28 protein-coding genes and 1 CRISPR repeat array are annotated in these 26,409 nt (G+C 35.2%); of the genes, 4 read left to right on the top strand and 24 right to left on the bottom strand.

The features are described 5' to 3' along the window. Position 1: 1 nt before the first annotated feature. Genes BM227_RS06090 through BM227_RS06110 form a run of 5 tightly spaced genes read right to left on the bottom strand, consistent with a single transcriptional unit; the run spans position 2 to position 3,649 of the window. A complete protein-coding gene (locus BM227_RS06090; protein WP_092912164.1) occupies positions 2-967 on the bottom strand; it encodes a hypothetical protein in 966 nt (321 codons plus the stop codon). Between the two features lie 35 nt (positions 968-1,002). Further along, positions 1,003-1,479, bottom strand: coding sequence for a hypothetical protein (locus BM227_RS06095; RefSeq protein WP_092912166.1), 477 nt, complete (start codon positions 1,477-1,479; stop codon positions 1,003-1,005). Continuing rightward, the gene (locus tag BM227_RS06100; RefSeq protein WP_143089702.1) at positions 1,469-2,032 is read right to left on the bottom strand and encodes a lysophospholipid acyltransferase family protein; all 564 of its coding nucleotides are present in this window, start codon (positions 2,030-2,032) and stop codon (positions 1,469-1,471) included. The genes BM227_RS06095 and BM227_RS06100 overlap by 11 nt, the downstream gene beginning before the upstream one ends. 55 nt (positions 2,033-2,087) lie before the next feature. Next, positions 2,088-3,389, bottom strand: a complete 1,302-nt coding sequence (miaB, locus tag BM227_RS06105; protein WP_092912169.1) for a tRNA (N6-isopentenyl adenosine(37)-C2)-methylthiotransferase MiaB — start codon at positions 3,387-3,389, stop codon at positions 2,088-2,090. Between the two features lie 14 nt (positions 3,390-3,403). After that, on the bottom strand, positions 3,404-3,649 hold the full coding sequence (locus tag BM227_RS06110; protein WP_092912171.1) for an HP0268 family nuclease: 246 nt from the start codon (positions 3,647-3,649) through the stop codon (positions 3,404-3,406). Positions 3,650-3,825: 176 nt separating this feature from the next. Between BM227_RS06110 and nusA the strand changes: the two genes are divergently transcribed. Further along, positions 3,826-4,947 carry a transcription termination factor NusA gene (gene nusA / locus BM227_RS06115; protein WP_092912173.1) on the top strand — a complete coding sequence of 374 codons (1,122 nt, stop codon included), beginning with the start codon at positions 3,826-3,828 and terminating at the stop codon, positions 4,945-4,947. Between the two features lie 82 nt (positions 4,948-5,029). Here nusA and BM227_RS06120 read toward each other — a convergent pair whose 3' ends face one another. The 7 genes from BM227_RS06120 to gap all read right to left on the bottom strand — a co-directional run bounded on the left by BM227_RS06120 (position 5,030) and on the right by gap (position 11,938). Beyond that, positions 5,030-5,995, bottom strand: coding sequence for an ABC transporter permease (locus BM227_RS06120; RefSeq protein ID WP_092912175.1), 966 nt, complete (start codon positions 5,993-5,995; stop codon positions 5,030-5,032). Further along, positions 5,995-6,555 carry a DUF3157 family protein gene (locus BM227_RS06125; protein ID WP_092912177.1) on the bottom strand — a complete coding sequence of 187 codons (561 nt, stop codon included), beginning with the start codon at positions 6,553-6,555 and terminating at the stop codon, positions 5,995-5,997. Before BM227_RS06125 ends, BM227_RS06120 begins: the two co-directional genes overlap by 1 nt. A gap of 147 nt (positions 6,556-6,702) precedes the next feature. Continuing rightward, the gene (locus BM227_RS06130) at positions 6,703-7,977 is read right to left on the bottom strand and encodes a porin (RefSeq protein ID WP_092912179.1); all 1,275 of its coding nucleotides are present in this window, start codon (positions 7,975-7,977) and stop codon (positions 6,703-6,705) included. Between the two features lie 125 nt (positions 7,978-8,102). Further along, positions 8,103-8,924, bottom strand: coding sequence for an enoyl-ACP reductase FabI (gene fabI / locus BM227_RS06135; RefSeq protein WP_092912181.1), 822 nt, complete (start codon positions 8,922-8,924; stop codon positions 8,103-8,105). A gap of 91 nt (positions 8,925-9,015) precedes the next feature. Next, the gene (locus BM227_RS06140; RefSeq protein WP_092912183.1) at positions 9,016-9,732 is read right to left on the bottom strand and encodes a triose-phosphate isomerase; all 717 of its coding nucleotides are present in this window, start codon (positions 9,730-9,732) and stop codon (positions 9,016-9,018) included. Continuing rightward, positions 9,725-10,933, bottom strand: coding sequence for a phosphoglycerate kinase (locus tag BM227_RS06145; protein ID WP_092912186.1), 1,209 nt, complete (start codon positions 10,931-10,933; stop codon positions 9,725-9,727). Before BM227_RS06145 ends, BM227_RS06140 begins: the two co-directional genes overlap by 8 nt. A gap of 9 nt (positions 10,934-10,942) precedes the next feature. Then, on the bottom strand, positions 10,943-11,938 hold the full coding sequence (gene gap, locus BM227_RS06150; RefSeq protein ID WP_092912188.1) for a type I glyceraldehyde-3-phosphate dehydrogenase: 996 nt from the start codon (positions 11,936-11,938) through the stop codon (positions 10,943-10,945). A 63-nt stretch (positions 11,939-12,001) separates the two neighbouring features. Here gap and nadD point away from each other — a divergent pair, with 63 nt between their 5' ends. After that, a complete protein-coding gene (gene nadD, locus BM227_RS06155; protein ID WP_092912190.1) occupies positions 12,002-12,565 on the top strand; it encodes a nicotinate (nicotinamide) nucleotide adenylyltransferase in 564 nt (187 codons plus the stop codon). 9 nt (positions 12,566-12,574) lie between these two features. Then, on the top strand, positions 12,575-12,928 hold the full coding sequence (gene rsfS / locus BM227_RS06160) for a ribosome silencing factor (protein ID WP_281244305.1): 354 nt from the start codon (positions 12,575-12,577) through the stop codon (positions 12,926-12,928). A 74-nt stretch (positions 12,929-13,002) separates the two neighbouring features. Here the strand turns inward: rsfS and argS are convergent, their stop codons facing one another. The 10 genes from argS to bcp form a co-directional block, all read right to left on the bottom strand. Beyond that, on the bottom strand, positions 13,003-14,589 hold the full coding sequence (argS, locus tag BM227_RS06165; protein WP_092912192.1) for an arginine--tRNA ligase: 1,587 nt from the start codon (positions 14,587-14,589) through the stop codon (positions 13,003-13,005). Positions 14,590-14,598: 9 nt separating this feature from the next. Beyond that, entirely contained in the window at positions 14,599-14,835 is a 237-nt protein-coding gene (locus tag BM227_RS06170; protein WP_092912193.1) for a twin-arginine translocase TatA/TatE family subunit, read from the bottom strand. Between the two features lie 74 nt (positions 14,836-14,909). Continuing rightward, the gene (gene gmk, locus BM227_RS06175; protein WP_092912195.1) at positions 14,910-15,533 is read right to left on the bottom strand and encodes a guanylate kinase; all 624 of its coding nucleotides are present in this window, start codon (positions 15,531-15,533) and stop codon (positions 14,910-14,912) included. A gap of 2 nt (positions 15,534-15,535) precedes the next feature. Further along, on the bottom strand, positions 15,536-17,446 hold the full coding sequence (locus tag BM227_RS06180) for a putative sodium/potassium/calcium exchanger (RefSeq protein WP_092912197.1): 1,911 nt from the start codon (positions 17,444-17,446) through the stop codon (positions 15,536-15,538). Between the two features lie 67 nt (positions 17,447-17,513). Beyond that, positions 17,514-18,281 carry a flagellar biosynthetic protein FliR gene (fliR, locus tag BM227_RS06185; protein WP_092912199.1) on the bottom strand — a complete coding sequence of 256 codons (768 nt, stop codon included), beginning with the start codon at positions 18,279-18,281 and terminating at the stop codon, positions 17,514-17,516. Next, positions 18,278-18,964, bottom strand: a complete 687-nt coding sequence (locus tag BM227_RS06190; protein ID WP_245757028.1) for an ABC transporter ATP-binding protein — start codon at positions 18,962-18,964, stop codon at positions 18,278-18,280. The genes fliR and BM227_RS06190 overlap by 4 nt, the downstream gene beginning before the upstream one ends. A 6-nt stretch (positions 18,965-18,970) precedes the next feature. Then, positions 18,971-19,891: a translation elongation factor Ts gene (gene tsf / locus BM227_RS06195; protein WP_092912202.1), complete on the bottom strand. Its 921-nt coding sequence runs from the start codon at positions 19,889-19,891 to the stop codon at positions 18,971-18,973. A gap of 3 nt (positions 19,892-19,894) precedes the next feature. After that, positions 19,895-20,689: a 30S ribosomal protein S2 gene (rpsB, locus tag BM227_RS06200; protein WP_092912203.1), complete on the bottom strand. Its 795-nt coding sequence runs from the start codon at positions 20,687-20,689 to the stop codon at positions 19,895-19,897. A 273-nt stretch (positions 20,690-20,962) separates the two neighbouring features. Next, positions 20,963-21,226 (bottom strand): hypothetical protein, encoded by a 264-nt coding sequence (locus tag BM227_RS06205; RefSeq protein ID WP_092912205.1) that lies wholly within the window; start codon positions 21,224-21,226, stop codon positions 20,963-20,965. 5 nt (positions 21,227-21,231) lie between these two features. After that, positions 21,232-21,699: a thioredoxin-dependent thiol peroxidase gene (gene bcp, locus BM227_RS06210; RefSeq protein ID WP_092912206.1), complete on the bottom strand. Its 468-nt coding sequence runs from the start codon at positions 21,697-21,699 to the stop codon at positions 21,232-21,234. A gap of 69 nt (positions 21,700-21,768) precedes the next feature. On the opposite strand from bcp, the gene BM227_RS06215 reads away from it, so the two are divergent. Continuing rightward, a complete protein-coding gene (locus BM227_RS06215; protein WP_092912208.1) occupies positions 21,769-21,963 on the top strand; it encodes a hypothetical protein in 195 nt (64 codons plus the stop codon). Positions 21,964-22,070: 107 nt separating this feature from the next. Here the strand turns inward: BM227_RS06215 and BM227_RS12735 are convergent, their stop codons facing one another. Both BM227_RS12735 and BM227_RS06220 read right to left on the bottom strand, forming a co-directional pair. Continuing rightward, complete coding sequence (locus BM227_RS12735; RefSeq protein ID WP_177202004.1) at positions 22,071-22,244, bottom strand: hypothetical protein; 174 nt, start codon at positions 22,242-22,244, stop codon at positions 22,071-22,073. A gap of 53 nt (positions 22,245-22,297) precedes the next feature. Further along, positions 22,298-23,500, bottom strand: a complete 1,203-nt coding sequence (locus BM227_RS06220) for an ATP-binding protein (protein ID WP_092912210.1) — start codon at positions 23,498-23,500, stop codon at positions 22,298-22,300. A gap of 227 nt (positions 23,501-23,727) precedes the next feature. Beyond that, a CRISPR array of direct repeats spans positions 23,728-26,074; the repeat unit is 29 nt; unit sequence GTTTCAAATCCCATAGGGATACTTCAAAT. Positions 26,075-26,409 lie beyond the last annotated feature (335 nt).

The raw sequence follows: 26,409 nt of genomic DNA on the forward strand, positions 1-26,409 counted from the left end.
ATCATTTCTTGCTCTCAAAATCTTTAATTACCAATTTACTCATAGACTCAATAGGGTCAAAAGTTTGTAAAGAACAACTCATAAAGAGTTCATCTTCAATATAACGCACAATATCTTTACCTATTTGAGCATCAATGTCATATATAGCAATTGCTTCTAAAAAATCATGTTTATAGAGGTCATTATGATAAAAGTTTTCAATAGAAGATTTTAATCTGTCAAAGAAATCAAGATCATACTCTAAAAGTTCCAGTTCAGCCTCTTCATCTGTGTCAAGATTTTCAGACGTTATATCTTCTTTAAAATCATCTAATGTATCAACTTCACTTATTGGCTCTATATCTGTTTCCATACTATCTAGATCAAATGCCAAACCTATGTCGTCATCTTCTTCACTCTCTAACATATCATCATCTAATGATGCCTCTGAAACTGTCATAACTTGAGAAAACCATAAACCCTCTTTTGAAAATACAGCTACGTATAAAACTCCTTTTTGGTGCAAAACAGTCAATATAGGTGTATTTGTCAAATTTGGTTTTACTTTATCATATAGCATTACAAATGGAGAAAATAGAAAGTCCAAAGTAAGAGATTTATACTTATTTTCAAACCATTTCATTTCAACTAAAGAGACATAAGCCAACCAACTATCTTCTATACAAATGGTATGTACAAGTGAACTTTTTATATCAAATTTTTCAAGATCTTGTTTAGAACAGCCTGAAATAGCTCCTTGATTTGCTGTATCTAACATTGTGGCAAGGTAAGTTTTAGGGTAAGTTTGCAAAATCTCTTTATACCACTCTACAAGCTTATGTTCGCGCTTTTTGCCTTCAAACGTTTGTCGTACCTCAATAGATACACCATCTTTTTCAATATATCCGAAAGCTGCTTCTATAGTCTCTTCGTTTAAATAAAAAAGAAGTAAAGTTTTTGGCCACCAATAGCGCTGTAGTTTTCCCACACCTTGCCCTTGTTTTAAGTTATGTTTATCTTAAACTATTTTTGCTTAATTTGGCTTTTTCCATATAATGATTCATACAGTCTCTTAAATTTTTCATATACCTCTTTAGCTTTTTCTATTAACTCTGACTCTGTTAACTTAGAAGAAGGCAAAGATGAATATTTGTCTATCATAACTTCACACATCATCTTAATTCTTATTTTATCAGACTGCTGAATAGGTGGATTATTGGCAATTGATTCAATCTGTTCCAAATAAGCCTTACCCTCTTTTATATAATCGACAAATTCGCGCGCTATTTCAGTCTGTCTCATAACTGTTAATGCAACACGGTTATAAGGATCAAGCTTATATGCCTCTTTTGCCAAAATTAATGCTTGTTCATACTCTCCTGACATGTAGTACCACTTTGCTTTAAATGCTTTTTCGTAAGATGGATTTGTTAAGGCAAAAAGAACCATTAATAGCAAAAGAAGAATAGAGAGTGCCAAAAAAAGTAGTTTAGACTGCATATTTAAGCATCCTCTCTTTAAGATATAATTTTGCTTCATCTTTTGTCATATCATTTATATAAATAGGTTCAGATATATAAAAATCGATTGTTCCAAAAGGCTTTGGTACTGTGAACTTATCCCAGCTTGAAGCTTGCCAATACTTTTCAGGATGACAATTTACAATTACTATAGGAATTTTTGCTTTTTGTGCAATAACAACAGCACCATCAGAAACAGAGTGTCTTGGTCCTTTTGGACCGTCCGGAGTAATAGCAACATGCTCTCCAAACTCTTTAACCGATTTTATAGCAGAAATAAGAGCTTTTACAGCACCTTTGCGAGATGAACCCCTTATAGTCTTTATACCCATAAGTTTAGTTACTCTAGCTATAATCTCACCATCAAAATGATCACTTATCATTACATTTAATTTTCTTGACGTATCCAATTTTGCATATATAAATGGAGCGAGAAGAAGTTCACCATGCCAAAAGAGGATTACTACAGGAGAGTCAGGAAACTTTCCATTAAAGTTCCATCTCTTTTTAGATGTAATAAATAAAAACCACATAAAGGACCATATAAGAGGAGGAAGTATCCAGAGCCCAAGGGCTCTAGCAAATTTTTTACGCAATCACAACTCCAAAGTTAGACAGACGACCAGCATCAGTAATTTTAACAGTAACTATTTTGCCTAAAAGTTCTTCACTTCCATCAACTTGAACCATAACATTATTATCACTTCGTCCTGCTACTTTTCCACCTGGTCTTAACTCTTCAAAATATACATCTACGACTTTACCAACTCTTTCACTTTTCATCTCATCAAGAATCTCATTATGGCGTGACTGAAGTCGTGTTAAACGTTGTGAGCCTATTTCATCAGGTATCTGATCTTCATAATCTTTTGCAGGAGTCAAAGGTCTTGGAGAGTATTTAAAGCTAAAGATTTGCTCAAACCTAACCTTTTCAATAACATCCATTGTATCTTCAAAATCCTCTTCACTCTCTCCTGGAAAGGCTACAATGATGTCGGTGCTGATCGAAACGTCAGGAACCATTTGGCGAAGTTTTAGTGCTCTGTCAAGAAACCACTCTTTTGTATAACCCCGTTTCATAGCCTTTAAAATTTTTGTCGAACCACTCTGTAAAGGCATATGCATAGATTTACAAATCTTTGGATTATTTGCAAACTCTTCTAAAAACTCATCATCCATATGAAGAGGATGCGGTGATGTAAAGCGTATACGCTCAACACCATCAACTTCACTGACCAATCGAAGCAAATTAGTAAAATTCATCTTTGGATGTTCACCACTGAAACGGCGACCGTAATTGTTTACATTTTGCCCTAAAAGGAATATCTCTTTAGCTCCAGTTTTGGCAGCTTTTTCAACCTCTTTTACAATCAAATCAGATGGAATTGAAACCTCTTCACCACGAGTATGAGGAACAATGCAGAAAGTACACTGTTTATCGCATCCTATAGAGATATTCACGTATGCTTTGTATGGTGAGCTTCTAAAATCACCAAATGCATACTGACTCTCATCATAATCAATATCGACTTCAACAGCTTTAGGTTTATGCAACACCTCTGTTATTTTGCTGACATTTCTTGCACCAAGTACAAAGTCTACAAATGGTGCTTTTTTAATGATCTCTTCACCAAGATGACTTGCAGTACAACCGCATACGCCTATTTTTGCACCATCTTTTTTTCGCTTGTTGAAAACTCCTATCTCACTAAAAAGCTTATGTACAGGTTTTTCTCTTACGCTACAGGTATTGATCAAGATAAGATCTGCTTCTTCAAGCGTTTCAGTCTGTTCATAACCCTCTTTGTAACTTAGCTCTGCAATCATATGTTCACTGTCACGAACATTCATCGCACAGCCGAGTGTTTCAATGTAAAATTTTTTTGCCATATTAGATACCCTGCTTATGACAGGATATGAGCCTCATAAAGATAATCATTCTCATCAAGACCGTAGCGAACCTCTTTGAAGTAGACACTTAAACCTTTGCTTTCAAAGTACTCTACCATCTCCATTAGATCTTTGTGTGAATTTTCACGATCAAAATAGAATATTTTTTGCCCCTCTTTTTCAATCTCTTTTTCAATCTTTTCAAGACTAATTGTTTTAGGTTTTGCATTTAGTTCTGTTCGTACAGCTTTTAATTCCATAGACTCTTCCTCATTTTTATGTGCATATTATTGATTTCTTAATTGTATCAAAACAAAAGTAAAGCTTTTATAAATGTTAAAGATTGCTTTCAGTATAATTAAGCCTCTAGTCAGTCTGCATAACTCTACTGCAACATTAAAAATCACCGAAAATTATAGAAGGAATTGTTAAAGATATGGAAAAAATTATAGATATTATCGACTCTATTGCCCATGAAAAGGGACTTAAACCAGAATCAGTCAAAGAAGCATTTAAAACTGCGGTGATTCAAACTGCCAAACGTGTAATATGTGAAAATTGCGATTTTGAGGTAGAGATAGATGAAAAGAGTAAGCAGTATACTCTCTATCAAAAGATCACAGTTGTAAATTCTGATGACAAACGTTTGGAGGAAGAGCCGGAAAAATATATCTCTCTAACCGAAGCAAAAGAGTTAGATTCTGATGTTGAACTTGGTGATGAACTAACAAGTGAAGTCAGCTTGGAAGATTACGGAAGAAGTGCGGCATCTGCACTTTTTCATGAAATAGAGTACCACATTCAACGCTTTGTAGAAGAGCAGATGTTCAATAAATACAAAGCTATGATAGGCACCGTTGTAAGTGGACCAGTAACACGAGTCGATAATGAGCAAAATACTTACATAGAGATTGATGAAGTTCGAGCTGTATTGCCAAAACGAAACCGTATCAAAGGTGAATATTTTCATGTTGGCGATACAATAAAAGGTATTTTGAGATATGTTGGCATAGATAAAAAGTTTGGCATTCACTTAGAAGTTTCACGTACAATGCCAAAGTTTTTAGAAGAACTGCTAAAACAAGAAGTTCCAGAAATAGCAGACGGTTTGGTTGTCATAGAAAAATCGGCAAGAATTCCTGGAGAGCGTGCTAAAGTAGCATTGACTGCTACAAGTCCAAGAGTAGATCCTGTTGGTGCTACAGTTGGTGTAAAAGGTGTAAGAATAAATGCAGTCAGTAAAGAGTTAAACGGTGAAAATATCGACTGTATTGAATACTCACCTATTCCTGAAATATTTGTAGCAAGAAGCCTAAGCCCAGCTATCATAAGCAGTGTGAAGATAGAAGATAAAAAAGCCATAGTTACACTGCCTAGTGATCAAAAGTCTAAAGCAATTGGAAAAAGCGGAATAAACATTAGACTAGCATCAATGCTAACCGGATACCAGATAGAACTTAATGAAATAGCTGCAACTGCATCAAGCAGTGATGAAGCCAAAACAGATGAAGAAAAACAGATAAATCCAGATGCTCTAAAAGCTCTCTTTGGAGAGTAACTGCATTGCACTCTCTGTAAGAAAGTCCAATCCCCAATACGGGGTCGGGACTTTAGTCCCGCATTAATGCAAAAAAGCTCAATTATAAACTCTTATCTTTAAAATAAGGGTTTAACTTAGCAAGTATTAAATCTGCCAAAACATTGCCAAGAAGTGTTAAAAACGCTGTAATAATCAAGATTCCCATAATTACCGGATAGTCCCTGCTAAGTGCTGACTGATAAAACAATAGCCCCATTCCATTTATAGAAAATATTGACTCAATTATAACACTCCCACCAATCAGTCCAGGCAAAGATAGTCCTAAAATTGTTATGATTGACGGCATCAGATTTGGCATAATGAATTTTTTTCTTACGGTTTTATCATCTATACCTCTAGCCTTGGCAAAAAATATGTAGTCACTTTTTAAAATCTCTAATGTAAGTGAACGTACATACATAGTCAAACCGCCTATACCACCAAATACCATTACAAAAATAGGTAAGCTTAAATGCCAAGCCTGATCTATCAATTTAGCTATGCCCTCTTTTGGTTCAATGCTCTGTAAACCGCTTATGGGAAACCAGCCAAGCTTTAAACTCAAAAAGAGTATTAAAAGCAGAGCAAGATAGAATGATGGCATAGCAAAACTTACTAACGATAACTGCTTTATTGCTTTATCTTCTAAACTTTGCTGTTTTAATGCTGCTTTTATTCCAAGCCAAAGAGAGATGAAAAATACAAAAAACATAGATACCAGATTGATTGTCAAAGTAATAGGAAGCCTAGAAACTATTTCATCTACCACTGCCTTCCCGCTTGCAAAAGAAAGACCAAAATCTAAATGAAGCAAGGCCCATACCCAATGCAGATACTGTTCAAAAAGAGGCTTGTCTAATCCATAAATTGCCTTAAGATGTTCAATGGACTCTTTTGTAATGTTTGGGTTAAGCTCTCCAGCAGCAAAAAAACTGTTAGGAGCTGCGTGAATAGCTAGAAAGGAGATAAGCGAGATGAGAAGTAACATCCCGCATATATAGATCAATTTTCTAAAGATCAACTTCATTACTTACGAACCAGTACAACATCCTTGAGAGTTCTTAGTTTCAAACTTTCATTATGTAAAGTTTTTCCATCTTCATCTATATGTAAAATCCAGTGTTCTCCGCCAAATGAGATGAAGCCTAGATTACCCTCTTCACCTATATTTACAACAACATTACGCATCTTTTCATTGACGTCATCTACTTTATATGTTGTCTCAACCCACTTGTTTTTGTTTTTTATGCTAAGTTTGCCACCTTTTTCAAACTTGTAAACCAAAGAGCCGTCAGGACTCTCCCAAGTACCAATGAGCATTTTAGCAAGCTTTGAAGTTTTTGCTTTGTAAACTGCTTTGCTTTTTTCATTTACAACAGTTTCAGCAACAACTACATTTTCAGGAACAGCTTCCCAAGTTCCATCTTTTTTAAGAGCAATCATCTTGCCATTTTTCTTAATTAGTGTAACTTGTTCATAAGTTCCATCATCTTTCAAAAGAACTGTTTTACCATTTTCAAGTGTTACAAACTGAGATGCAAATGACATAGCAGATAACATGAGAAAAAGTGTCATTTTCTTTAGCATTACTTATCCTTTTATTGTTAATTTAAAAGTTTGATAAATATATAGTATCAACTTTTTCAAAGTATAAGCTTAAAAAAGAGGAAAACAAAAGAAGTTTTTTAAAGAAGTATTCCCACGCAAAGCGTGGGAACGAGGAGAAAGAAAAAATTAGAAGTTGTAAGTTAGGTAAACTTGTACAGTGTTAAAACTGTCAGCATTATTTAAATTATCAGCATCAGTATAAATGTATGCTAAAGTTGTATCAAGTGCACCAAGTTTTTTAGATGCAGTAAGAGTAAACTCATTCATATCAACATTTGTTGAGTCATTAGAAGTAGAAGTGAAATATGCTCCTAAATCTGCAACATCTTTTAGGCTATATTCTGCAGCTAAAGCAACCGCATCAGTATCTGGTGCACCTACATAACCATATGTCCACCAAGCTTCTGTATAAAGTTTAGATTGTGCTTTATATGTTCCAGTTGCAGTATTTGCAATATATACAACACCATCTTTATCGGTAGAAGAATAAGCAGCAGATACACTTAAGGCACCCATTGTATAACCTACTTTTGCTGCCCAAGCACTTGAATCACTTACTTCATTATTATTAATTTTTACTTTACTATCTGGATTGATATTGGCATACTGCACACCAACAGTTAAACCTTTTATTGGTGCAACATCAGCTTGTAACCAATATGCAGTTGCAATATTAACAACATTATAATACCAACCTTGTGCTGTAGTCATTGGAATTGCCGTAGTTACAGCACCAATAGCATATGCACCACCTGCTGTCGCAGTAGTACCTGCTAAAGTTACTCCTAAATCCGTTGCTTGTTGCGTGACACCACCTAAAACTGCACTTCCATAAGTGTTAAAACTATCATCACCATCTGCAGCACCTGTAGTTACGCCACCATTTGAAGCACCATTACCACGTCCAACCCAAGCAGCTACCAAAGTAGTTTTAGGAATATCTTGGTTTAAAACAACAGCTGCATCAAAAGTATTTGCTGCAATATTCCATTTTTCTGTAAATGCAAGTGGGGTATCAAGCTCTTGACGACCAACTTTAATAGTAGTTTTTCCTAGAGTTTTAGCAATCCAAGCTTCATTTACCCACCATTGAGTTTTAAGTAAATTAGCATCATCATTAGAAGCCCAAGTAGCTGATACAAGATTTTTTTCTAATCCTAGTGTGCTAAGAGCAGTAACACCAATTTTTCCTGCAACACCATTTGCAAGATCAGCAGAAGCACTTAAATCAAATGCAGCTTGTCCCATTGACCCATCTTGATTGAATATATCATTACTACCTGTATCATCAGTACTATAATAAAGTTTAGCATCTCCACTAACTTTAATATTTTGAACATCTGCGAATGCAGATACACTCATAGCCATAATTGCCGCAAGGCTCAGTTTTGCAAATTTCATTCCTACTCCTTAGGTATTTTAAATTGTTTAGCTTGCAAACGTCATTATACCATATAAAAAACTTAAATAACTATTATAACGAGTAAACTAAACTTATAACAATCTACGTTTACATTAAGTAACACTTATTTCTGCTTGTCCCAGTTTAGTACTGCTTTGCCATCTTCTTCATCAACTGCTGCCATTCCCATAATGTTATACCCAGCATCTACGTAATGAATTTCTCCTGTAACGCCACTTGATAATGGACTTAAAAGATACATTGCACTGTTTCCAACCTCTTCTATTGTTACATTATGTCTTAAAGGTGCATTTGTCTCATTCCATTTAAGAATAAAACGAAAATCACCAATACCGCTAGCAGCCAATGTTTTAATAGGACCTGCACTTATGGCATTTACACGTATTCCTTTTCGAGGTCCAAGATCTGCTGCTAAGTATCTTACAGAGCTCTCTAAAGCAGCTTTTGCTACACCCATAACATTATAGTTAGGAATCTGCTTTTCTGCCCCTAGGTAACTTAATGTCAAAATAGAAGCACCTTCATTTAGCATAGGAAGCATTGTACGACTTAATTCAATGAGACTGTAAACAGATATATTCATTGCTATCTCAAATGCTTCTTTGGTTGTTTCAACAAAAGGATTGCTTAAAGCCTCTTTTGGAGCAAAAGCAACTGCGTGTACAATGAAATCGAAAGTTCCCCACTTCTCTTTAAGTGCATTGGCAAGTGCTTCAAACTCTTCTGGTTTGCTTACATCAAGAGGATAAACCATATCACTGCCAAAATCTGCAGCAATTGGCTCAACACGTTTTTTAAGTGAATCATTTAAATATGTAAAAGCAAGTTCTGCACCTTGCTCGTGACATGCTTTGGCAATACCATATGCAATTGATTTATTATTTGCAACACCTACTACTAAGCCGCGTTTACCTTTCATTAACATCAAAGATCCTTTATTTTTTATTTTAATTTATAGGACTAAAGTCCTATCCCCAGATAAGGGGGTTGAGACTTAAGTCTCATCAATAAAAAGCCTAATCTATATTTTTAGCTATTTCAAGCATTGAAATCATACTTTCAGCGTCCCAGCTGGCTGTTCCTATCAATGCTCCGTCACAACCTGGAACTGCAAGTATCTCTGCTAAGTTTTGAGGTTTTACACTCCCTCCATAAAGCAAAGGTTTATCAACCATTTCTTTTATCATTGAATGAGTACGTTCTATTAGTTCAGCAGTTGCAGTTTTACCTGTACCGATTGCCCAAACAGGTTCATATGCCAAGATCAGATTTTCATAAGATGTATCTATTCCTTCTAACTGCTCTACAAGATATTGACGTACTGCTTTGTCTCCTGCTTCTCTAACTTCCAATGGTTCACCGATACAGTAGAAAATCTTAAACCCTTTTTCTATAAACCATATATATTTTTTTGCTATAAACTCTTGAGTTTCTCCTAAAATGTGTCTTCTCTCACTATGACCTATTAAAAGAGTCTTTACATTAAACTCTTCCAACTGCTCTACCCCTATCTCACCTGTAAAAGAGCCTTTTATAGTTGGGTAAGCATTTTGTGCACCTATATGTATGCTGTTTTTAACATTAAAATTATTTAAAGCAGTAGCAGGTGGGAAAAGGTATAGATCATCCAAATAACCAAGCTCACCCATAGAGGTATCAAGCTTTTCCACATACTCCTGCGTTGATGCTCTTGTATGGTTTGTTTTGAAATTGGCTGCGAGTATTTTACTCATCATCTTCTCCGTCAATTTGCAGTGCTGCTATACCAGGTAAGTTTTTGCCTTCAAGAAGTTCCAGACTTGCACCGCCTCCAGTGGAGATAAATGTCATCTCATCATCAACGCCTACACGCTGAACCAAATCAGCAGTATCTCCTCCGCCTATTATTTTTGTAGCGTATGATTCTGCTACATAATTGGCAAGCTTGAAGCTTCCTCGTGCAAATTTATCCATCTCGTAAACACCCATTGGACCATTCCATAAAATAGTTTGACAATCTGCCAATGCTTCACGGAACAGACGTGTAGATGCCAATCCTATGTCAAGCCCCATCCAATCTTTAGGCATCTCTTGAAATGTAACATATTTTACTGGTGCATCCTCTTTAAACTCAGGAGCAACTACAAAGTCAACAGGAAGATAGAATTTAACACCTAACCTCTTTGCTTCTTCCATAATATGACGTGCATCATCAAGCAAATCATCCTCAACAAGAGATTTGCCTACTTCATAACCTCGCGCTTTCCAAAATGTAAATGCCATTGCACCGCCAATGACCATTTTATCTACTTTAGGAAGAAGGTTTATGAGTGCTTCAAGCTTACCTGAAACTTTACTTCCGCCAACAATTGCCATAAATGGTCTAGTCGGTTTTCTAAGTAACTTATGAAAATACTTAATCTCTTTTTGAAGTAGAAAACCTGCACCTTTGTGATGGATGTCAAAATAGTGGGTGATTGCTTCAACAGATGCATGAGCGCGATGGCTTACACCAAAAGCATCATTAATGTAAAACTCTGCCATAGATGCAAATTTTTTAGCAAGTTCAGGATCATTTTTTGTCTCACCAGGCTCAAAACGAACATTTTCAAGCAGTAAAATCTCTCCACTTTGAAGAGCTTCAGCCTTTGCTACTGCATCTGGTCCAACAACATCTTTAGCCAAAATGATATCTTGATGCAAAAGCATATGCAGACGTTTTGCTACAGGTTCAAGAGTATACTTTTCATTAAACTCACCTTTAGGCCGCCCCATATGACTTGCCAAAATGATGGCGCATTCATGATCAAGACAGTATCGTATAGTCTGTAAGGCAGCACGTATGCGACGATCATCTGTAATATTTCCAAATTCATCTAACGGTACATTAAAATCACAACGAATAAAAACCTTCTTACCTGCTAAATCCATATCTTTTACTGTTAAAAGTTTCATTTGATCCCTTTATTTTGATATATAGAGTGCCATCTCGACAAGACGATTGGCATATCCCCACTCATTGTCATACCAAGCCATAATTTTGACCATATTGCCACCGATAACTTGCGTTAAATCTGTTGCAACTATTGAGCTTCGTGTATCACCACAAAAATCTTGACTTACACCATAATTATTATCAATACCCATAATACCGTTTAATTCACCTTTTGCCTTCTCTATCAAAAGCAGATTAACCTCATCAACTGATGTCTCTTTTTCAAGAACCAAGTTTAAGTCCATTAAAGAGACATCAGGGGTAGGTACTCGTACGCTTTGACCGTGAAGTTTACCTTTTAGAGTTGGCAAAACTTTATATATTGCTTCGGCAGCATGCGTTGTTGTAGGAATCAAATTGACTCCAGCAGCACGGCATCGGCGAAGATCTTTTGAAATGGGAGCATCCATTAGGCTTTGACCGCCTGTATATGCGTGAATTGTTGTCATTAAGCCGCTTTTAATGCCATATACTTCATCCAAAACTTTTGCTATAGGACCTAAGCAGTTAGTCGTACAGCTTGCATTGGAAATTATTTGCTCACCTTTGTACTGATCAGCATTTACACCAAATACATAGGTTGGAGTATCATCTTGTGCAGGTGCTGAAATGATAACTCTCTTAACTCCATTATGCAAATGGCATCGCAATTGATCACTTCTTAAAAATCTGCCACTGCACTCTAAAACTACATCAGCTCCTACATCGGCAAAACGCAACTCTGAAGGATCAGACTTCTGAAAAATCTCTATAGACTGTCCGGCAAAGTTAAGTCTGTTGCCCTCCAGAGATGCCATTGTATCTAAAGGCCCGTGTACACTGTCAAAATTTGTAAGATACTCAAGCGTTTTAGCATCGGCAAGATCATTGATCGCAACCAGCTCAACATCATCACGCTTTGAGACGATTCGTGCAACACTCCGCCCGATGCGTCCATATCCATTGATTGCAATCTTTAAAGCCAATATAAATCCTTGTATCAAAAAATCAATATGATTTTATCAAATTATGTGTACAATTAGGTTTAAATGGAAGTTGGAAAATATACAATGGAAGATAAAAATAGAAGTGTAGCAATTTATGGTGGAAGTTTTGATCCTCCTCATATTGGACATCTTGAAATTATTAAAAAAGCGCTATATACTCTTCCTATAGAAAAACTTATAGTGATACCTGCATTTATAAGCCCATTTAAAAAAGGGCACTTTGCACCACCTGAACTTAGATTAAAGTGGCTTGAAAAGATAACTTACTTTGACAATCGAATAGAGATAAGTGATTTTGAACTTAAAAAGTCTAAAAAATCTTACACTATTGATACTGTAAACCATTTTTCTTCAGTTTATGATACAATTTTCTTTATTATAGGTGCAGATAACCTAAAGTCATTGCATAAATGGCATAAGTTCGATGAACTGGATAAAAAAGTAAAATGGGTAGTTGTAACAAGAGATGATGTAAAAATTCCAGACAAATTCATAAAGCTGGATATTGATATACCCATAAGTTCTTCTATACTAAGAGAAGAGATAGACCCAAACAAAATACCTGAAGAGATTCGGGATGAAGTAGTAAAATTTTACAAAAATTAAGGAGAATGATTGAGTACTACACTAGAAACAAGAACAGACAGGATAGTTAATCTGCTAGATATGAAAAAGGCTGAAGATATACAAGTATTTGATTTAAGAGATAGAGAGTATTTAACCGATAGTGTAATCATCGCAACAACACTCGGAGACAAACATACTCTTGCATTGCTTGATATGCTAAAAGAGGAGTTAAAACCTGCAGGTGAAACTTTCTTAGCAGTAGATGAAGGTGATGAGTGGACTGTAATTGATCTTGGTGATATAATGATTCATTTGATGGTACCGGAGTACAGAACAAAATATAATCTTGAAGAGTTTTTAGCAAATTTGAGCCTCGAAAGACCGGAACAGTCTGCAAGCTAATTCCGAGGCTCTTGCTCGGAATTAAGCAATAACTGTTCCAACTTTGCTATGAACCACAATGGTACATAGCATTTTTACATCTTTTTCAGAGCTTCTATTCCCAGCATCTTCAAACCAACACGCAAAGAGAGAGCTACCATAGCTGAAAGCTTCAACAGTGCATCTTCGTTTGGAGTTCCCACTACTTTGTTATCATAATAGAATTTATGATACATCCCTGCAAGATACTTTAAATAATCTGTAACTTTTTGTAACTGACGACTCTCAAATGCATCTTCAAGAACTTCAGGCAACAAAAGAGCTGTAAAGAGAAGGTCATATGCACTCTCACTCAAACCTTCAATTGATGCATCAAAAACATCTTCTTGATTTTTGCCTGCTTTTTCAAAGAGTGAAAAAACACGAGCATGTGCATAATTGATGTAATATATAGGGTTAGAGTTATCCTCTTTTTTCAAATCCTCTACATCAAACTCAAGGTGCGTATCACTCTTTTTAGTTAAAAAGGTAAAACGCAATGCATCATTCCCTATCTCTTTAACAATATCTTGCATCAAGATGAAGTTACCTGCCCTCTTAGACATTTTATACGGTTCACCACCTTTAAGCAAAGATACCATTTGAGAGAGAATAATCTCTAGCCTTTTAGGATCATGACCAAAAAATGCAATTGCTGCTTTTACACGGGCAATATAACCGTGGTGATCAGCTCCCCAAATGTTGATGTAGTGATCATACCCCCGCTCAAACTTCAAATAGTGGTAAATAATATCACCAGCAAGATAAGTAGGTCGTCCATCTTCTCGTACGACTACGCGATCTTTCTCATCACCATGCTCGGTTGACTTCAGCCACCATTTACCATCTTTTTCGTAAACAGCTCCAGCTTCAGACAATTTTTCAAAAATCTCATCCCACTTATCATAGAGTGATTTCTCACTGACATAGTGGTCAAAAGTAATTCCAACTTCTGCAAGATTTTGGTTAATGAGATCAAGCATTTGATCTTTTGCCCACTCAGAAATTTCTGCTATACTGCTTTCATCTTTAAACTTTTCAGCTCCAAGCACTTCAACAGCTTTACGGGCAAGATCAACAATATATTCACCACGATAATACTCATCAGGCCACTCAACATCAAGACCAAGAACTGTTTCACGCCCTGCAAGGTAAACTGAAAGACCTAACAAATAGATCTGATTACCTGCATCGTTAACATAATATTCCCGTTCTATCTTGTAACCTACGTGGCTTCCTATGCGAGCCAATACATCACCCCAAACTGCACCTCTTGCATGTCCTATGTGTAAAGGACCAGTTGGGTTTGCACTTACAAACTCTAAGAGTATAGATGTATTATTATCACCCTTACCGAAATCATTTTCATTCTTTAATGCCCAAACTGCATACTCATTCAAAAAATTTTGACTAAGCTTTATGTTTACATACCCTTTAAGAGCATCAACCTTTTCAAACATCTCTTCTTGACGAAGCTTTTCAGCAAGCTCTTCAGCAATCTGCATAGGATTGCGTCGAAGAACTTTAGCTAATGAAAAGGCTATAGGTGTCGCATAGTGACCAAAACTTTTATCTTTGGGCTTTTCAAGAACAATTGGATGATCTATATGTTTTTGAAGAACCTCATAAACCCTTCGCCTCAATTGTTTTCCTTATGCCTCTTTTTTTTCTTCAGGCTTATCGCTTTTAGCTGCATCAGATTTTTGCTCTACCTGTTTTTCAGCTTTATTTGCTGCAACCTCTTCCTCTTCATCCTCTTTCATCGCTTTTTTGAAATTGCGAATTCCACTTCCCATTCCTTTTGCAAGCTCAGGAATCTTTTTAGCTCCAAAAAGTAATACGACAATTGCAAGAATTATCAGAAGTTCTGGCATAGATGGCATTCCCATATCTATCTCCTTTTAAAATTTTGGTTTTATTATATCTACCATTCGCTGTTGCAGGGCTTATAATTTTTTAATTATTATTTCCCATTTCTCCACTCATTAATAAAATGGAGTGCTTGTTTACGACCTTTTTTAAGCCGAGCCGCTTTAGCTACTGCAATAAAAGAGTCAACAGCATCTTCAAAATTATCATTGACAATTAAAAAGTCATATGCTGTTATATACTCAATTTCAACTAAAGCATTATCAATTCTTTTTTTGATAATACTCTCATCATCTGTTCCTCTGCCATGCAGTCTTCTTTCCAACTCTTGAAGAGATGGCGTTGTAACAAATACTGATGTAATTAAATCACCCATTCTCTCTCTTGCAATTGCATGACCTTGAACATCAATATCAAAAATTACTAATTTTCCTTCTTCTAAAGCCTCTCTTACAGGTTTAAGTGAAGTACCATAATAGTTTCCATGTACTTGTGCATACTCCAAAAACTCACCAGCTTTAATATCGGCTTCAAATGTTTCTCTATCTACAAAAAAGTAATCTACTCCATCTTTTTCGCCTTCTCTTGGAGGACGAGTAGTTGTAGATATTGAAAAATAGAAATCTCCTATTCTATCTTTTGCTGCTTTAATCAGTGAACTTTTTCCAGCTCCGCTTGGACCAGAAATAATTAGTACACTTCCAAAACTGCTTGGCATCATCAATCTTTCGGGAATGTAATATTTATATTTATTTGAGCACCTGCAAGCAGCTTTCTTAATGCAATAGGATCCATCCCTGAAAGTTTAGAGATCAGCTCTGCACCTTCAACACTTTTATCTGCCTCATTAGCTGGTAACTGTTCTGGCTCTACTGCTGCTTTAACAGGCTCTACTTTATCTTGTAAACTTGTCTTAACAGCAGTGCTTTCATCTGCTGCAATCTCTTCTCCTAAAGCTTTTCCAAGCTCTTCTTCGCTAATTAGATCAAACTCATCATCAATATCTTCTGACTCTACTTTTGATTCATCATTAATAGCCATTTCTTCACTATCCTCCATTTCAATCTTCTCTTCTGGCTCATCTTCAAAACTTATATCATTCTCTTCTGGCTCATCCATTTCATCATCAAATGAGATATCTATATCATTAGATGACTCTTCCGATAATATTTCCATCGGCTCATTTGGTTCATCTTGTTTTTCACTATTTTCTACTTCATTTATATCGCTGGTTAAGTCTTCATCTTCAATAAGTGCAAACTCATCATCTTCAGATGATGCAGCATTTCCATCATCATCCAATAACTCTTTTACTTTTGTAAGTTGATTTTCATCAAGAATTCCACCCTCGTCTTCAGCCCCTTCAACTAAAGGTTGTTCATCTTCAGTTTCATCATCTGAGAATGTCAACATTTCAGTTTCATTACTCTCTAAATCGTTATCGTCATCTGTATCTTTTGTAAAATCAAACTCTGTATTATCTTCAAGGCTTTCATCAAAATTGACAGTAGTATCTTCCCCTTCATCTTCTGATAAAATATCAAACTCTTCTATATTCTCATCATTTTCTGTTTTACTTTCTAATGAATCAAAATCAATAGTTTCCTCATTATCAGTCTCTTCTTGAGTAATTAAGAAATCTTCTTCTTTTTCTTCGTTATCTTCATTCATCAACGTATCAAAATCATCAAAACTTTCTTCTTTTTTTATCTCTTCATCGTTATTATCACTCTCTTCATCCATATCTCCCATTAGAGCATCAAAATCAACTGAGTTTTCCTCTTCATTACTATCTTCAGCTACTGCAATTTCCTCTTTATTCTCACTATTGTCTTCATCTAAACTATCCATTAATGCATCAAAGTCAACTGAATTTTCATCTTCACTACTGTCATCTGCTATTGCAATATTATCTTCATTCTCATTACTATCTTCATCTAAACTACCCATCAATGCATCAAAATCTTCAGAACTATCTTCTTTTTCTTCTTCTTTATCTTTTGTACTCTCTTCTAAAACATTAGAGGAAGGCTCTTTTATTGAAATTTCCACATCCAAGTCATCGTCCATATCATCCAACAAAGAGTCGAAGTCTAAATCATCATCCATATCATCAGATGAATTGCTGCTGCTCTCTTTTTCATCATCCATTTGGTCCATTAATGAATCAAAGTTTGCAAAACTATCTTCATCAAGATCATCATTACTATCTAAATCACCTAATGAATCATCAAATGAACTTGATAATAGGTCATCATCTGATGATGGAAGTGAAATATCATCATCACTAGAAGTCATATCATCAACTGTCAATTCATCTTTAATTTTGCTAAGAAGATCAACCATCTCTGTTGGAAGAAAAGGTTTTTTCAAATAAAAATCAAATTCAGGATTTTTTTGATTTTCATCAGCATAAATCAATCCATATTTTTTTGCTTTGACTAAATTTTTAAACTCATCTACCGTTAATTCATTCAATTTTGCATTGTCTATGAATACAATATCGGCACTTGTACTACCCTCAATCTCTTCAATATCAAAGATTTCTTCGACTTCAACACCAGCTTTTTGCGCACTTAAACCTGTGAGTTTTGCAACAACAGGATTGTCGTTTACCAGTAGCATTCGCATAGTCAGCCCTTTTTAGGTGGGAATTTTAATATATTGTATAACCCTATTCATTTATTTTTGCTTTAACTCAGCTTATCCAACGCATTAATACATCTATAGCATTTAAAAAATGTGTTTTAAACAGTATCATAATAGATCCAAATATAGCGATCCAGACACTCATAGACAAAAATATTTTGATAGGAAAACCTACTACAAGCAAGTTAAATTGCGGCATTGTTTTCATCAACATTCCAAAAATAACATCTGAAAGCAATGAAAGAGCAATTATTGGAAAAGCTATAGAAAAACCAAACATAAACAATCCACTCATTGCATTCATAAGGTAATCAAACATTGAATGGTTCATAACAATATCACCTAAAGGGGCTGTTCTAATTGCATCAACCATCCACATCAGCATCATATAATGACCGTTAAAACTAAGCATTACAACTGTAGCCATCAATAGCAAAAACTGACCTACCAAAGGAGATTGCACCTGTGTTTGTGGGTCAATGACACTTGCCATAGAAAAACCCATTACAAATGATATCTGTTCACCTGCATATGATATGATGCCAAAAACAATATTCATAGCCAAACCAGCCAAAAGTCCCATAATTACTTCAGAAAGTATTGCAGCAAAAAATGCTGAAGCAGTAGGAGGCTCTGGTGTAACAGGTACTACCGGATATAAAACAATAGCCAAATAGAATGCAAATGCCGCTTTAATCTGTGTCGGGACTGACATATGATTGTAAAATGGTAAAAATACAAATAACGTGGAGAGTCTTACAAAAAGAAGAAGAAAAGTATAAATATGATCAGGATGAAGTAAGCTGTACCAGCTCACTGTATCTGCTCCAATCTTCTATTTTCCAATCGATATACCCTATCACAACTTTTTGCTATTCGCTCATCATGAGTTACAAGAAATAGAGCGCCTGAAACTTTTTTAATATGTTCAAAAACTGCATCCATAACTATGTGTGCAGTCTCATCATCCAAATTTCCGGTAGGCTCATCTGCAAAGATGATTCTCGGTTTTTTTGAAAGAACACGGGCTATTGAAACTCTTTGCTGTTGACCGCCTGAAAGTTCTGTAACCCTTTGGTTAATTACATTTTCAATGCCTAAACGATGTAAAATCTCAGTATCAGGCTTATTTTCGCTCAAAAGAGTCGCTATCTCAATATTTTCCGCCCCACTCATTCCTTTAAAAAGATAGTGAAACTGAAAAATTATACCTATTTTGAAGCGTCTAATTGCTAGCTGCTCTTTTGAACTCAAACTGTACAAATCTTTTCCAAAAAGCTCTACTGAACCCTTTTGCGGTTTTAGAAGTGTTGCTAAAATATGTAAAAGTGTAGATTTTCCACTACCGCTTACACCGATAACAGCAACTTTTTCATTCTCTTTGATAGTAAGATCGATATTTTCAAAAAGTAGATAATCAAATGAATGAGATAGATTTTTTGCCTTAAGTAGTTCCAAGCCGCCTGAAGATGGCGACTCAGATAGAGATGAAAGAGACATAGGGAATTATTTGCCCATTTGTGCCGCAACTTCTGCTGCGAAATCTTCCTCTTTCTTTTCAATACCTTCACCAAGCTCAAAGCGGATGAATTCAACAATTTTAGCAGTTCCACCAGCCTCTTTTGCAGCTGCATTTAGAACTTCACCAACTGTTTTCTTGTCATCCATAACAAATGGCTGGTTTACAAGAGTGTTATCTTTTAAGAAACGCTTGATCTTACCAGGAAGGATTTTATCCCAGATATTCTCAGGCTTACCCTCTTTTTTAAGTTGTTCAATAGCGATCTCTTTCTCTTTTTCGATCACTTCAGCAGGAACAGCTTCTTCATCAAGATATGCAGGGTTCATTGCAGCAATGTGCATTGCAATATTTTTAAGTGTAGGGCGAACAGCTTCACAAGTTTTGTCACTGTCACATTTTGCAGCAACTAAAACCCCAACTTTTCCATTTCCGTGAATATAACCCTCTACCACACCATTTTCACCTGCATTAACAGTTACAAAGCGGCGAGTAACGATGTTTTCACCAATTTTTGCAATCTCACCTTTAAGGAACTCTTCAAATCTAGTTCCATCAATCTCTGTCTCAAGAAGATCTTCAACTGTTGTAGCAGTTGAACAGTGAATGTGGCGAGTAGCTTTTTTTACAAGTGCTTTAAAGTTATCGTTTTGAGCAACAAAGTCTGTTTCAGAGTTGATCTCTGCAATAGTACCTTTGCGAGAATCTTCACTGATTTCAATGCTAATAGCACCTTCACTTGCAATTCGTCCAGCTTTTTTAGCTGCACTTGAAAGACCTTTTTTACGAAGCCACTCAACAGCAGCATCCATATCACCATTTGTTTCAGTAAGAGCTTTCTTACAATCCATCATCCCCGCATTTGTCATTTGGCGGAGTTCTTTTACCATTGCTGCAGTTACTGCCATAGGTTACTCTCCTTTTTTCTCTGTTGCTTCTTCAGCTTCACCCTCTGCAACTGCTTCTTCAGTTACAGCCGCCATCTCTTCTTCAGTTACCTCTTCTACAGCCTCTTCACCATCTTGAGCTGCAAGTTCGCGACCTTCAATAACAGCGTCAGCCATTTCACGGCAGAAAAGTTGGATAGATCTGATAGCATCGTCGTTACCAGGAATTGGGTAATCAATTACATCAGGATCGCAGTTAGTATCTAGTGGAGCAACAACAGGAATACCTAGGCGGCGTGCTTCTTTAATAGCAATACGCTCTTTAACTGCATCAACAACAAAAAGCATATCAGGAAGTTTTTTCATACTACGGATACCGCCAAGATAGTTCTCAAGCTTCTCTTTTTTACGCTTGAGCATCAATGCCTCTTTTTTAGTAAGAAGGTCCATTTTTCCAGACTCTTCCATCTCTTCAATAACTTCTAGCTTACGAATAGATTTGCGGATAGTTTGATAGTTTGTCAACATACCACCTAACCAGCGAGTCTGAACATAAGGCATTCCACAGCGCTGTGCATGCTCAACAATTGCATTACGAGCTTGCTTTTTTGTTCCTACGAACATAATAGTTTTACCTTCAGCAGCTGCATCACGAACTATATTATATGTATATCTGAAATATCGAAGAGTCTTTTGCAAATCGATAATATGAATATTTTTTCTTACACCAAAGATGAATTTTTTCATCTTAGGGTTCCAACGACGTGTCTGATGTCCAAAGTGCATACCGCACTCAAGTAGGTCTTTCATTGTGACCATGAGTTCTCCTTGAAGAATATATTATTTTTGATTTAGCCATATGGCCAGGTTTGTTCCTCTGTGCCCATCAACGCAATATAGCGCAACCTGTCAAGGATTGACACATGTGAGGTTTCCCAAAGGGAAAGCGATTTTATCTAAAAAGTGTTTAAGAGTTGTTTAAATATTTAGAACTATTTATCAATATCTTCAATAAATCTATACTCATCATAAAGCATATAAAACAGTGTACCAAATACTCCAATAATGGCAAATGCAACAGCAAAACTCATACTAATCCTTTACAACTTCTAATTGCTTTATAAAGAGATCTCGCTTTCTCTCTTCTTTTCTAATCATAAAACCTAAAACAATAACCCCAATTGTACCAAGAATTAAAAGAGTGTTAACAATTATATTATCTTTTACAGTCTCTTGAGAGATACCAAACACAACTCCAATAATACCTGACATTAAAACAATCAAAATATATCTTAAATGCCTTACTCTATCAGCAATCTGTTCAATTCTTTTTTGTAATGCTTCTCTCTTTCCCATTTCAATTATATCTGCATTCCACTTAGTTTCTCTTTTACAGCCTTAACATGCCCTTTTACTCTAACCTTGTACCACGTAGCAGCAATGTTGCCTTCAGGGTCTATGATGAATGTAGATCGAATAACACCTTCATACTCTTTGCCATACATCTTTTTCAAACCCCAAGCTCCGTAAGCTTTTAACACCTCTTTGCTCTCATCACTAAGAAGTGTAATTTTAAGCTCTTTTTTCTCTATAAATTTACGATGTTTTTCAGGTGAATCAGGACTTACACCTAAAATTACCGCATCTAAACCTTCAAACTCTGGTTCAGCTTCTGTAAATTCACACGCTTCTGTTGTACACCCAGGTGTTAAATCTTTAGGATAAAAATAGAGTACTATCCACTTTCCTTTAAGATCTCTCAAGCAAATTTCAACTTCATCCTGATTTGGTAAACAAAACTCAGGTGCTTTTTGTCCAACTTCTAACATTCCCACTCCTTTTTCTGCTCTTATTTTATTTTTTAACTCAAAAACGGTAGTATATCATTTATGGAAAATATGGAAAAGAGACAACTGCTTGAAGATATAGAAAAACTGCTCAGTTTTGATGGTAATGATACCGAGATAAACCCAAACTATTTGAAATATTTTACTATTGACGAACTAATTTCGATCAAAAAAGAGTTAGAAAAAAAATATGCCAATATGGTAGAAGATAATCTCGAATGGATGCAACAGTTTAAAAAACAATGATCTATATTATTTTTTTAGTAAAATATTGAAGCTTATCAATTATTAGTTTTTTATCAAAATCTATATTTAAACAGCAAATAAGTTGATAGTAATCTTTTATATCAATTTTAAAACTTGATGGAGATTAATACTAAAATTATGGAACCAACACCGATTAGTTTTCCAAAAACTGGTAAAAACTCATTTTCATTTTCAAGAGAATCAATAAGCCAATATCCAAATATAAAAAAAATAATTCCAGTTAACAATAAAATAAAAGGAGCTTTTTTAGATACTGTCATCTTCTACACCTTAATTAAGTTTTTAATGTTTGTACTGTAAAACTTTCAAGTATTTAATACAAAAAACCAAAAAGCCAAAGAGGGATAACATTTTTATCTCCTATTTCGATGTCGTCTTTTACAATAAAACCATTTTCAATATTTTTAATCTGTTTTTTTGTTTTGTTTTTCCCACCAACTTCAAAAGTATATTCATTTACTGTAAAATCACCTTTTGGAGGTGCATATATTTCATGCCCTTCAAGCATAGAAGCGAAAAATACTTCTCTTATTGAGCCAATTTCTTGTGTTTCACAATAACAAAAATGAAGATTGGTGTTATTAAGATATATTTTTTCAGGTTTAGTAAGAATTGCATCTTTTTTATTGGCACTTTTTATAAGTCTGATTATTTTGGCTTTTTGCAGTAATTCTAAATATTCATAAATTTCAGCATAAGAAGTTTTTGCCATATCCATTTTTGTTAGAAGTTCTTGCATATTTGGTTTAAAAGGATGTGAAGAACAGATATATTCTATAAGTTTTTTAAATTTTCTTATTGTAGTGAATTTTATATTTGATATTGCTGGTATATCAACTTCCAATACTACATTTATTGTCTCTTTGAGTTTTAAAAGATATGAGCTAATATCACGATTTTGAAAATAAAAAGGATAATATCCAACTTCGAAATACTCTTTAAAATCAGGTAATAATGAAGGTTTATTAATTTTTTCCATAATCTCAAAAGCTATATTTACATGATTTTTAATCAACTCATCTAGTGTAATACTCTCTATTTCAAAACCATACTTAAAATTCAAAAACTCCCTAAAAGACATCCCTTTAACTTCTTTTAGCAACACTCTTCTACTTAAATCAGCTTTTGCATTGTTTATAGATAATACACTGCTACCACTTACAATAACTCTTAAATCAAAAATATCATAAATGTTTTTGAGCTCTTTTTCGAAATTTTGATATTTATGAATTTCGTCTATTATTAACAGTTTGCCATTTTCTTTATAAAAAGCCTCAGCAATTTCAAACAGACTCTCCCCATCAATCCAGTCGGCACTGATATATAGTTTTTCATTTGCCAAGATTTCTGATTCTTTTAAATATTGAAGAAGTGCAGTAGTTTTACCAACACCTCTTGCTCCTATAATTGCCAAAAGCTTTTCGTTATTGTTTAACTCATTGTAAAAATATCTTTTATGCGTAGTTTTTAAATTTCTAACAATTGCACTTTGAAAAAGCCTTAATCTATTTAACACACTGTTCCTTTATAGTTTCAACTATAAAAATTATAGCAGAAATTATGGATAAAACTATAACTCAATTCTCAATTATCCTTTTTAGTATCTCTTTGTATGCTTTTTTTCTAAGAGTTTTGATCGATTTTCAGTTTAACTCTATAATATCCTCACCGATAAACAGCCTAAAAAAGTAAACCTCTAGTGTCGCTTATTTAGCTCATTTTCAGTAAGAAATGTTTCAGGCAGTTTCAACTCCCATAGGAATACTTCAAACGCTCCTCCAACTTCTCTTTCATCGCCTGTCCGTAGTTTCAAATCCCATAGGGATACTTCAAACGTAAGTCCTTGAAATCCAAGAATACCTATTTCAAGTTTCAAATCCCATAGGGATACTTCAAACAATAAATGCTCTAATATATTAAAAGCATTAGCAAAAGTTTCAAATCCCATAGGGATACTTCAAACGGATGCTGGTCTGTTTGAATATTTGAAGGCTATTGGTTTCAAATCCCATAGGGATACTTCAAATTAATGCTAAGAGTTATTACGCTTAGACAGACCTAGTTTCAAATCCCATAGGGATACTTCAAATCTTGCAGACAAACTCTATTATGAGAATATTTTAAAAGGTTTCAAATCCCATAGGGATACTTCAAATTCCAGTATCCACAGGTACTTTTGCTCTGGCTTCTTGTTTCAAATCCCATAGGGATACTTCAAATCTTCCCCGAAAGAAGAGAAGATTTTAGAAAGATAGGTTTCAAATCCCATAGGGATACTTCAAATTCGCCATCTGCCCACGGTCAGCGATTTGGTAATAGCGTTTCAAATCCCATAGGGATACTTCAAATTTTGAGATGAGTACAGACAGAAACAGTGTGACCTAGTTTCAAATCCCATAGGGATACTTCAAATGAAGATAAAACATTATGTTAGGTATGTTGATGACTTTGGTTTCAAATCCCATAGGGATACTTCAAATTCTGTAGAAAAACTTTTTAATATCTAGCTTTGCAGTTTCAAATCCCATAGGGATACTTCAAATTGAGATAGGCAGGATAATAGGCGCGTGGATCAATAAATGTTTCAAATCCCATAGGGATACTTCAAATATTTGGTGTATCTGCTTTTGATAGCAATGGTAAGTTGTTTCAAATCCCATAGGGATACTTCAAATGTATTTTGAATTTAAAGATGGCAAGAAAAACGAAAAAGGTTTCAAATCCCATAGGGATACTTCAAATCAAAAAAAAGCCTAACTATGTCGGACGATTACTTGTTTCAAATCCCATAGGGATACTTCAAATCTCACTCGTTAGCTGTTTAAAATACTCTTCATCGGTTTCAAATCCCATAGGGATACTTCAAATTACATTCGTCATTAAAAAGAGTGTGCGAGATAGAGCGTTTCAAATCCCATAGGGATACTTCAAATATAATCAGACCAGTACAACTGCCACCACTGCAATTAGGTTTCAAATCCCATAGGGATACTTCAAATCATTTGCGTGGAACCACAGAACCACCCCAGCCGGTTTCAAATCCCATAGGGATACTTCAAATCGGCTGAAACGGAAAAAGTAGCTGTTATTGTAGCCAGTTTCAAATCCCATAGGGATACTTCAAATGGTTGCTGATACGATAGATGATCAGACATATTATGAGTTTCAAATCCCATAGGGATACTTCAAATTCGAATATCAAGGGGACAACCGCCACTAGTTTAGAGTTTCAAATCCCATAGGGATACTTCAAATGGTGAATGGGTAGCACCAAAGTGGATGGTAGACAAGTTTCAAATCCCATAGGGATACTTCAAATGGATACTGGCTTGGATGTCAGTGACCTAGCTGATAGTTTCAAATCCCATAGGGATACTTCAAATTCAATATGAAGGAGATTAAATGAGTTTAAAAAGTGGTTTCAAATCCCATAGGGATACTTCAAATAGTAGTGAAGATTACGCTTTCCAAGAGGCTACCATGTTTCAAATCCCATAGGGATACTTCAAATACGATAGCCTTCAAATATTCAAACAGACCAGCATCCAGTTTCAAATCCCATAGGGATACTTCAAATTGGAGATTGCAGGATGACTATTTGTAAAAACAGAGGTTTCAAATCCCATAGGGATACTTCAAATTCTGAGTTGATGTTTTCCCATCCAGCATCGCATAGGTTTCAAATCCCATAGGGATACTTCAAATAAAGCCCACATAGCCAGTAGCAGCGTATAGTTCATGTTTCAAATCCCATAGGGATACTTCAAATTGGTGGTTGGAGCTGTTCGAGCGTCTGCAAAACCTTGTTTCAAATCCCATAGGGATACTTCAAATTATGAGTTTCTTCCAGGTGTTGAAGATGTGAAGGGTTTCAAATCCCATAGGGATACTTCAAATTTTTATAGATGTAAAAGCTGAAGGAACTATGACTATGTTTCAAATCCCATAGGGATACTTCAAATTATATGCCCATTTCTTCTTAGATAGCTTCGCCCACCGTTTCAAATCCCATAGGGATACTTCAAATTCATTGCAACAATAGGCGACCAAACATACTATGAGTTTCAAATCCCATAGGGATACTTCAAATAAAAGCCGTTTTATAAGAAACAACTTAAACGGCTGAAATTTTAAAAAAAAACATACCTTTTTGTTTCATTTTTAAAACACTTCAAAACTGCGAAGTGTTTTGATGATGAAACATAAGTTTCATCAATAACACTAACAAGGTATCGGCTTGTAGTTTAATAGAGCCGATATAGTTTGATTTTTGTTGTTGTGTTAGCTCTTTAACAATTCATTGTCAATGGCACAAATACAATCAAGAGGAAGTGCTATCTATTTTGTTGGTTGTGCAACAAATACTCTCTTAGGATCATAAGGTGTATTATGCACATAGATTGCATAGATAATCTGCAATAGTTT

The organism is Hydrogenimonas thermophila (assembly GCF_900115615.1).
GTDB classification, from domain to species: domain Bacteria; phylum Campylobacterota; class Campylobacteria; order Campylobacterales; family Hydrogenimonadaceae; genus Hydrogenimonas; species Hydrogenimonas thermophila.

Coding starts and splice junctions, on each gene's coding strand:
- BM227_RS06095 (WP_092912166.1), bottom strand. CDS start 1,479: ATGCAGTCTAAACTACTTTTTTTGGCACTCTCTATTCTTCTTTTGCTA.
- BM227_RS06100 (WP_143089702.1), bottom strand. CDS start 2,032: ATGTGGTTTTTATTTATTACATCTAAAAAGAGATGGAACTTTAATGGA.
- miaB (WP_092912169.1), bottom strand. CDS start 3,389: ATGGCAAAAAAATTTTACATTGAAACACTCGGCTGTGCGATGAATGTT.
- BM227_RS06110 (WP_092912171.1), bottom strand. CDS start 3,649: ATGGAATTAAAAGCTGTACGAACAGAACTAAATGCAAAACCTAAAACA.
- nusA (WP_092912173.1), top strand. CDS start 3,826: ATGGAAAAAATTATAGATATTATCGACTCTATTGCCCATGAAAAGGGA.
- BM227_RS06120 (WP_092912175.1), bottom strand. CDS start 5,995: ATGAAGTTGATCTTTAGAAAATTGATCTATATATGCGGGATGTTACTT.
- BM227_RS06125 (WP_092912177.1), bottom strand. CDS start 6,555: ATGCTAAAGAAAATGACACTTTTTCTCATGTTATCTGCTATGTCATTT.
- BM227_RS06130 (WP_092912179.1), bottom strand. CDS start 7,977: ATGAAATTTGCAAAACTGAGCCTTGCGGCAATTATGGCTATGAGTGTA.
- fabI (WP_092912181.1), bottom strand. CDS start 8,924: ATGTTAATGAAAGGTAAACGCGGCTTAGTAGTAGGTGTTGCAAATAAT.
- BM227_RS06140 (WP_092912183.1), bottom strand. CDS start 9,732: ATGAGTAAAATACTCGCAGCCAATTTCAAAACAAACCATACAAGAGCA.
- BM227_RS06145 (WP_092912186.1), bottom strand. CDS start 10,933: ATGAAACTTTTAACAGTAAAAGATATGGATTTAGCAGGTAAGAAGGTT.
- nadD (WP_092912190.1), top strand. CDS start 12,002: ATGGAAGTTGGAAAATATACAATGGAAGATAAAAATAGAAGTGTAGCA.
- BM227_RS06170 (WP_092912193.1), bottom strand. CDS start 14,835: ATGGGAATGCCATCTATGCCAGAACTTCTGATAATTCTTGCAATTGTC.
- gmk (WP_092912195.1), bottom strand. CDS start 15,533: ATGCCAAGCAGTTTTGGAAGTGTACTAATTATTTCTGGTCCAAGCGGA.
- BM227_RS06180 (WP_092912197.1), bottom strand. CDS start 17,446: ATGCGAATGCTACTGGTAAACGACAATCCTGTTGTTGCAAAACTCACA.
- BM227_RS06190 (WP_245757028.1), bottom strand. CDS start 18,964: ATGTCTCTTTCATCTCTATCTGAGTCGCCATCTTCAGGCGGCTTGGAA.
- tsf (WP_092912202.1), bottom strand. CDS start 19,891: ATGGCAGTAACTGCAGCAATGGTAAAAGAACTCCGCCAAATGACAAAT.
- rpsB (WP_092912203.1), bottom strand. CDS start 20,689: ATGGTCACAATGAAAGACCTACTTGAGTGCGGTATGCACTTTGGACAT.
- BM227_RS06205 (WP_092912205.1), bottom strand. CDS start 21,226: ATGGGAAAGAGAGAAGCATTACAAAAAAGAATTGAACAGATTGCTGAT.
- bcp (WP_092912206.1), bottom strand. CDS start 21,699: ATGTTAGAAGTTGGACAAAAAGCACCTGAGTTTTGTTTACCAAATCAG.
- BM227_RS06215 (WP_092912208.1), top strand. CDS start 21,769: ATGGAAAAGAGACAACTGCTTGAAGATATAGAAAAACTGCTCAGTTTT.
- BM227_RS12735 (WP_177202004.1), bottom strand. CDS start 22,244: ATGACAGTATCTAAAAAAGCTCCTTTTATTTTATTGTTAACTGGAATT.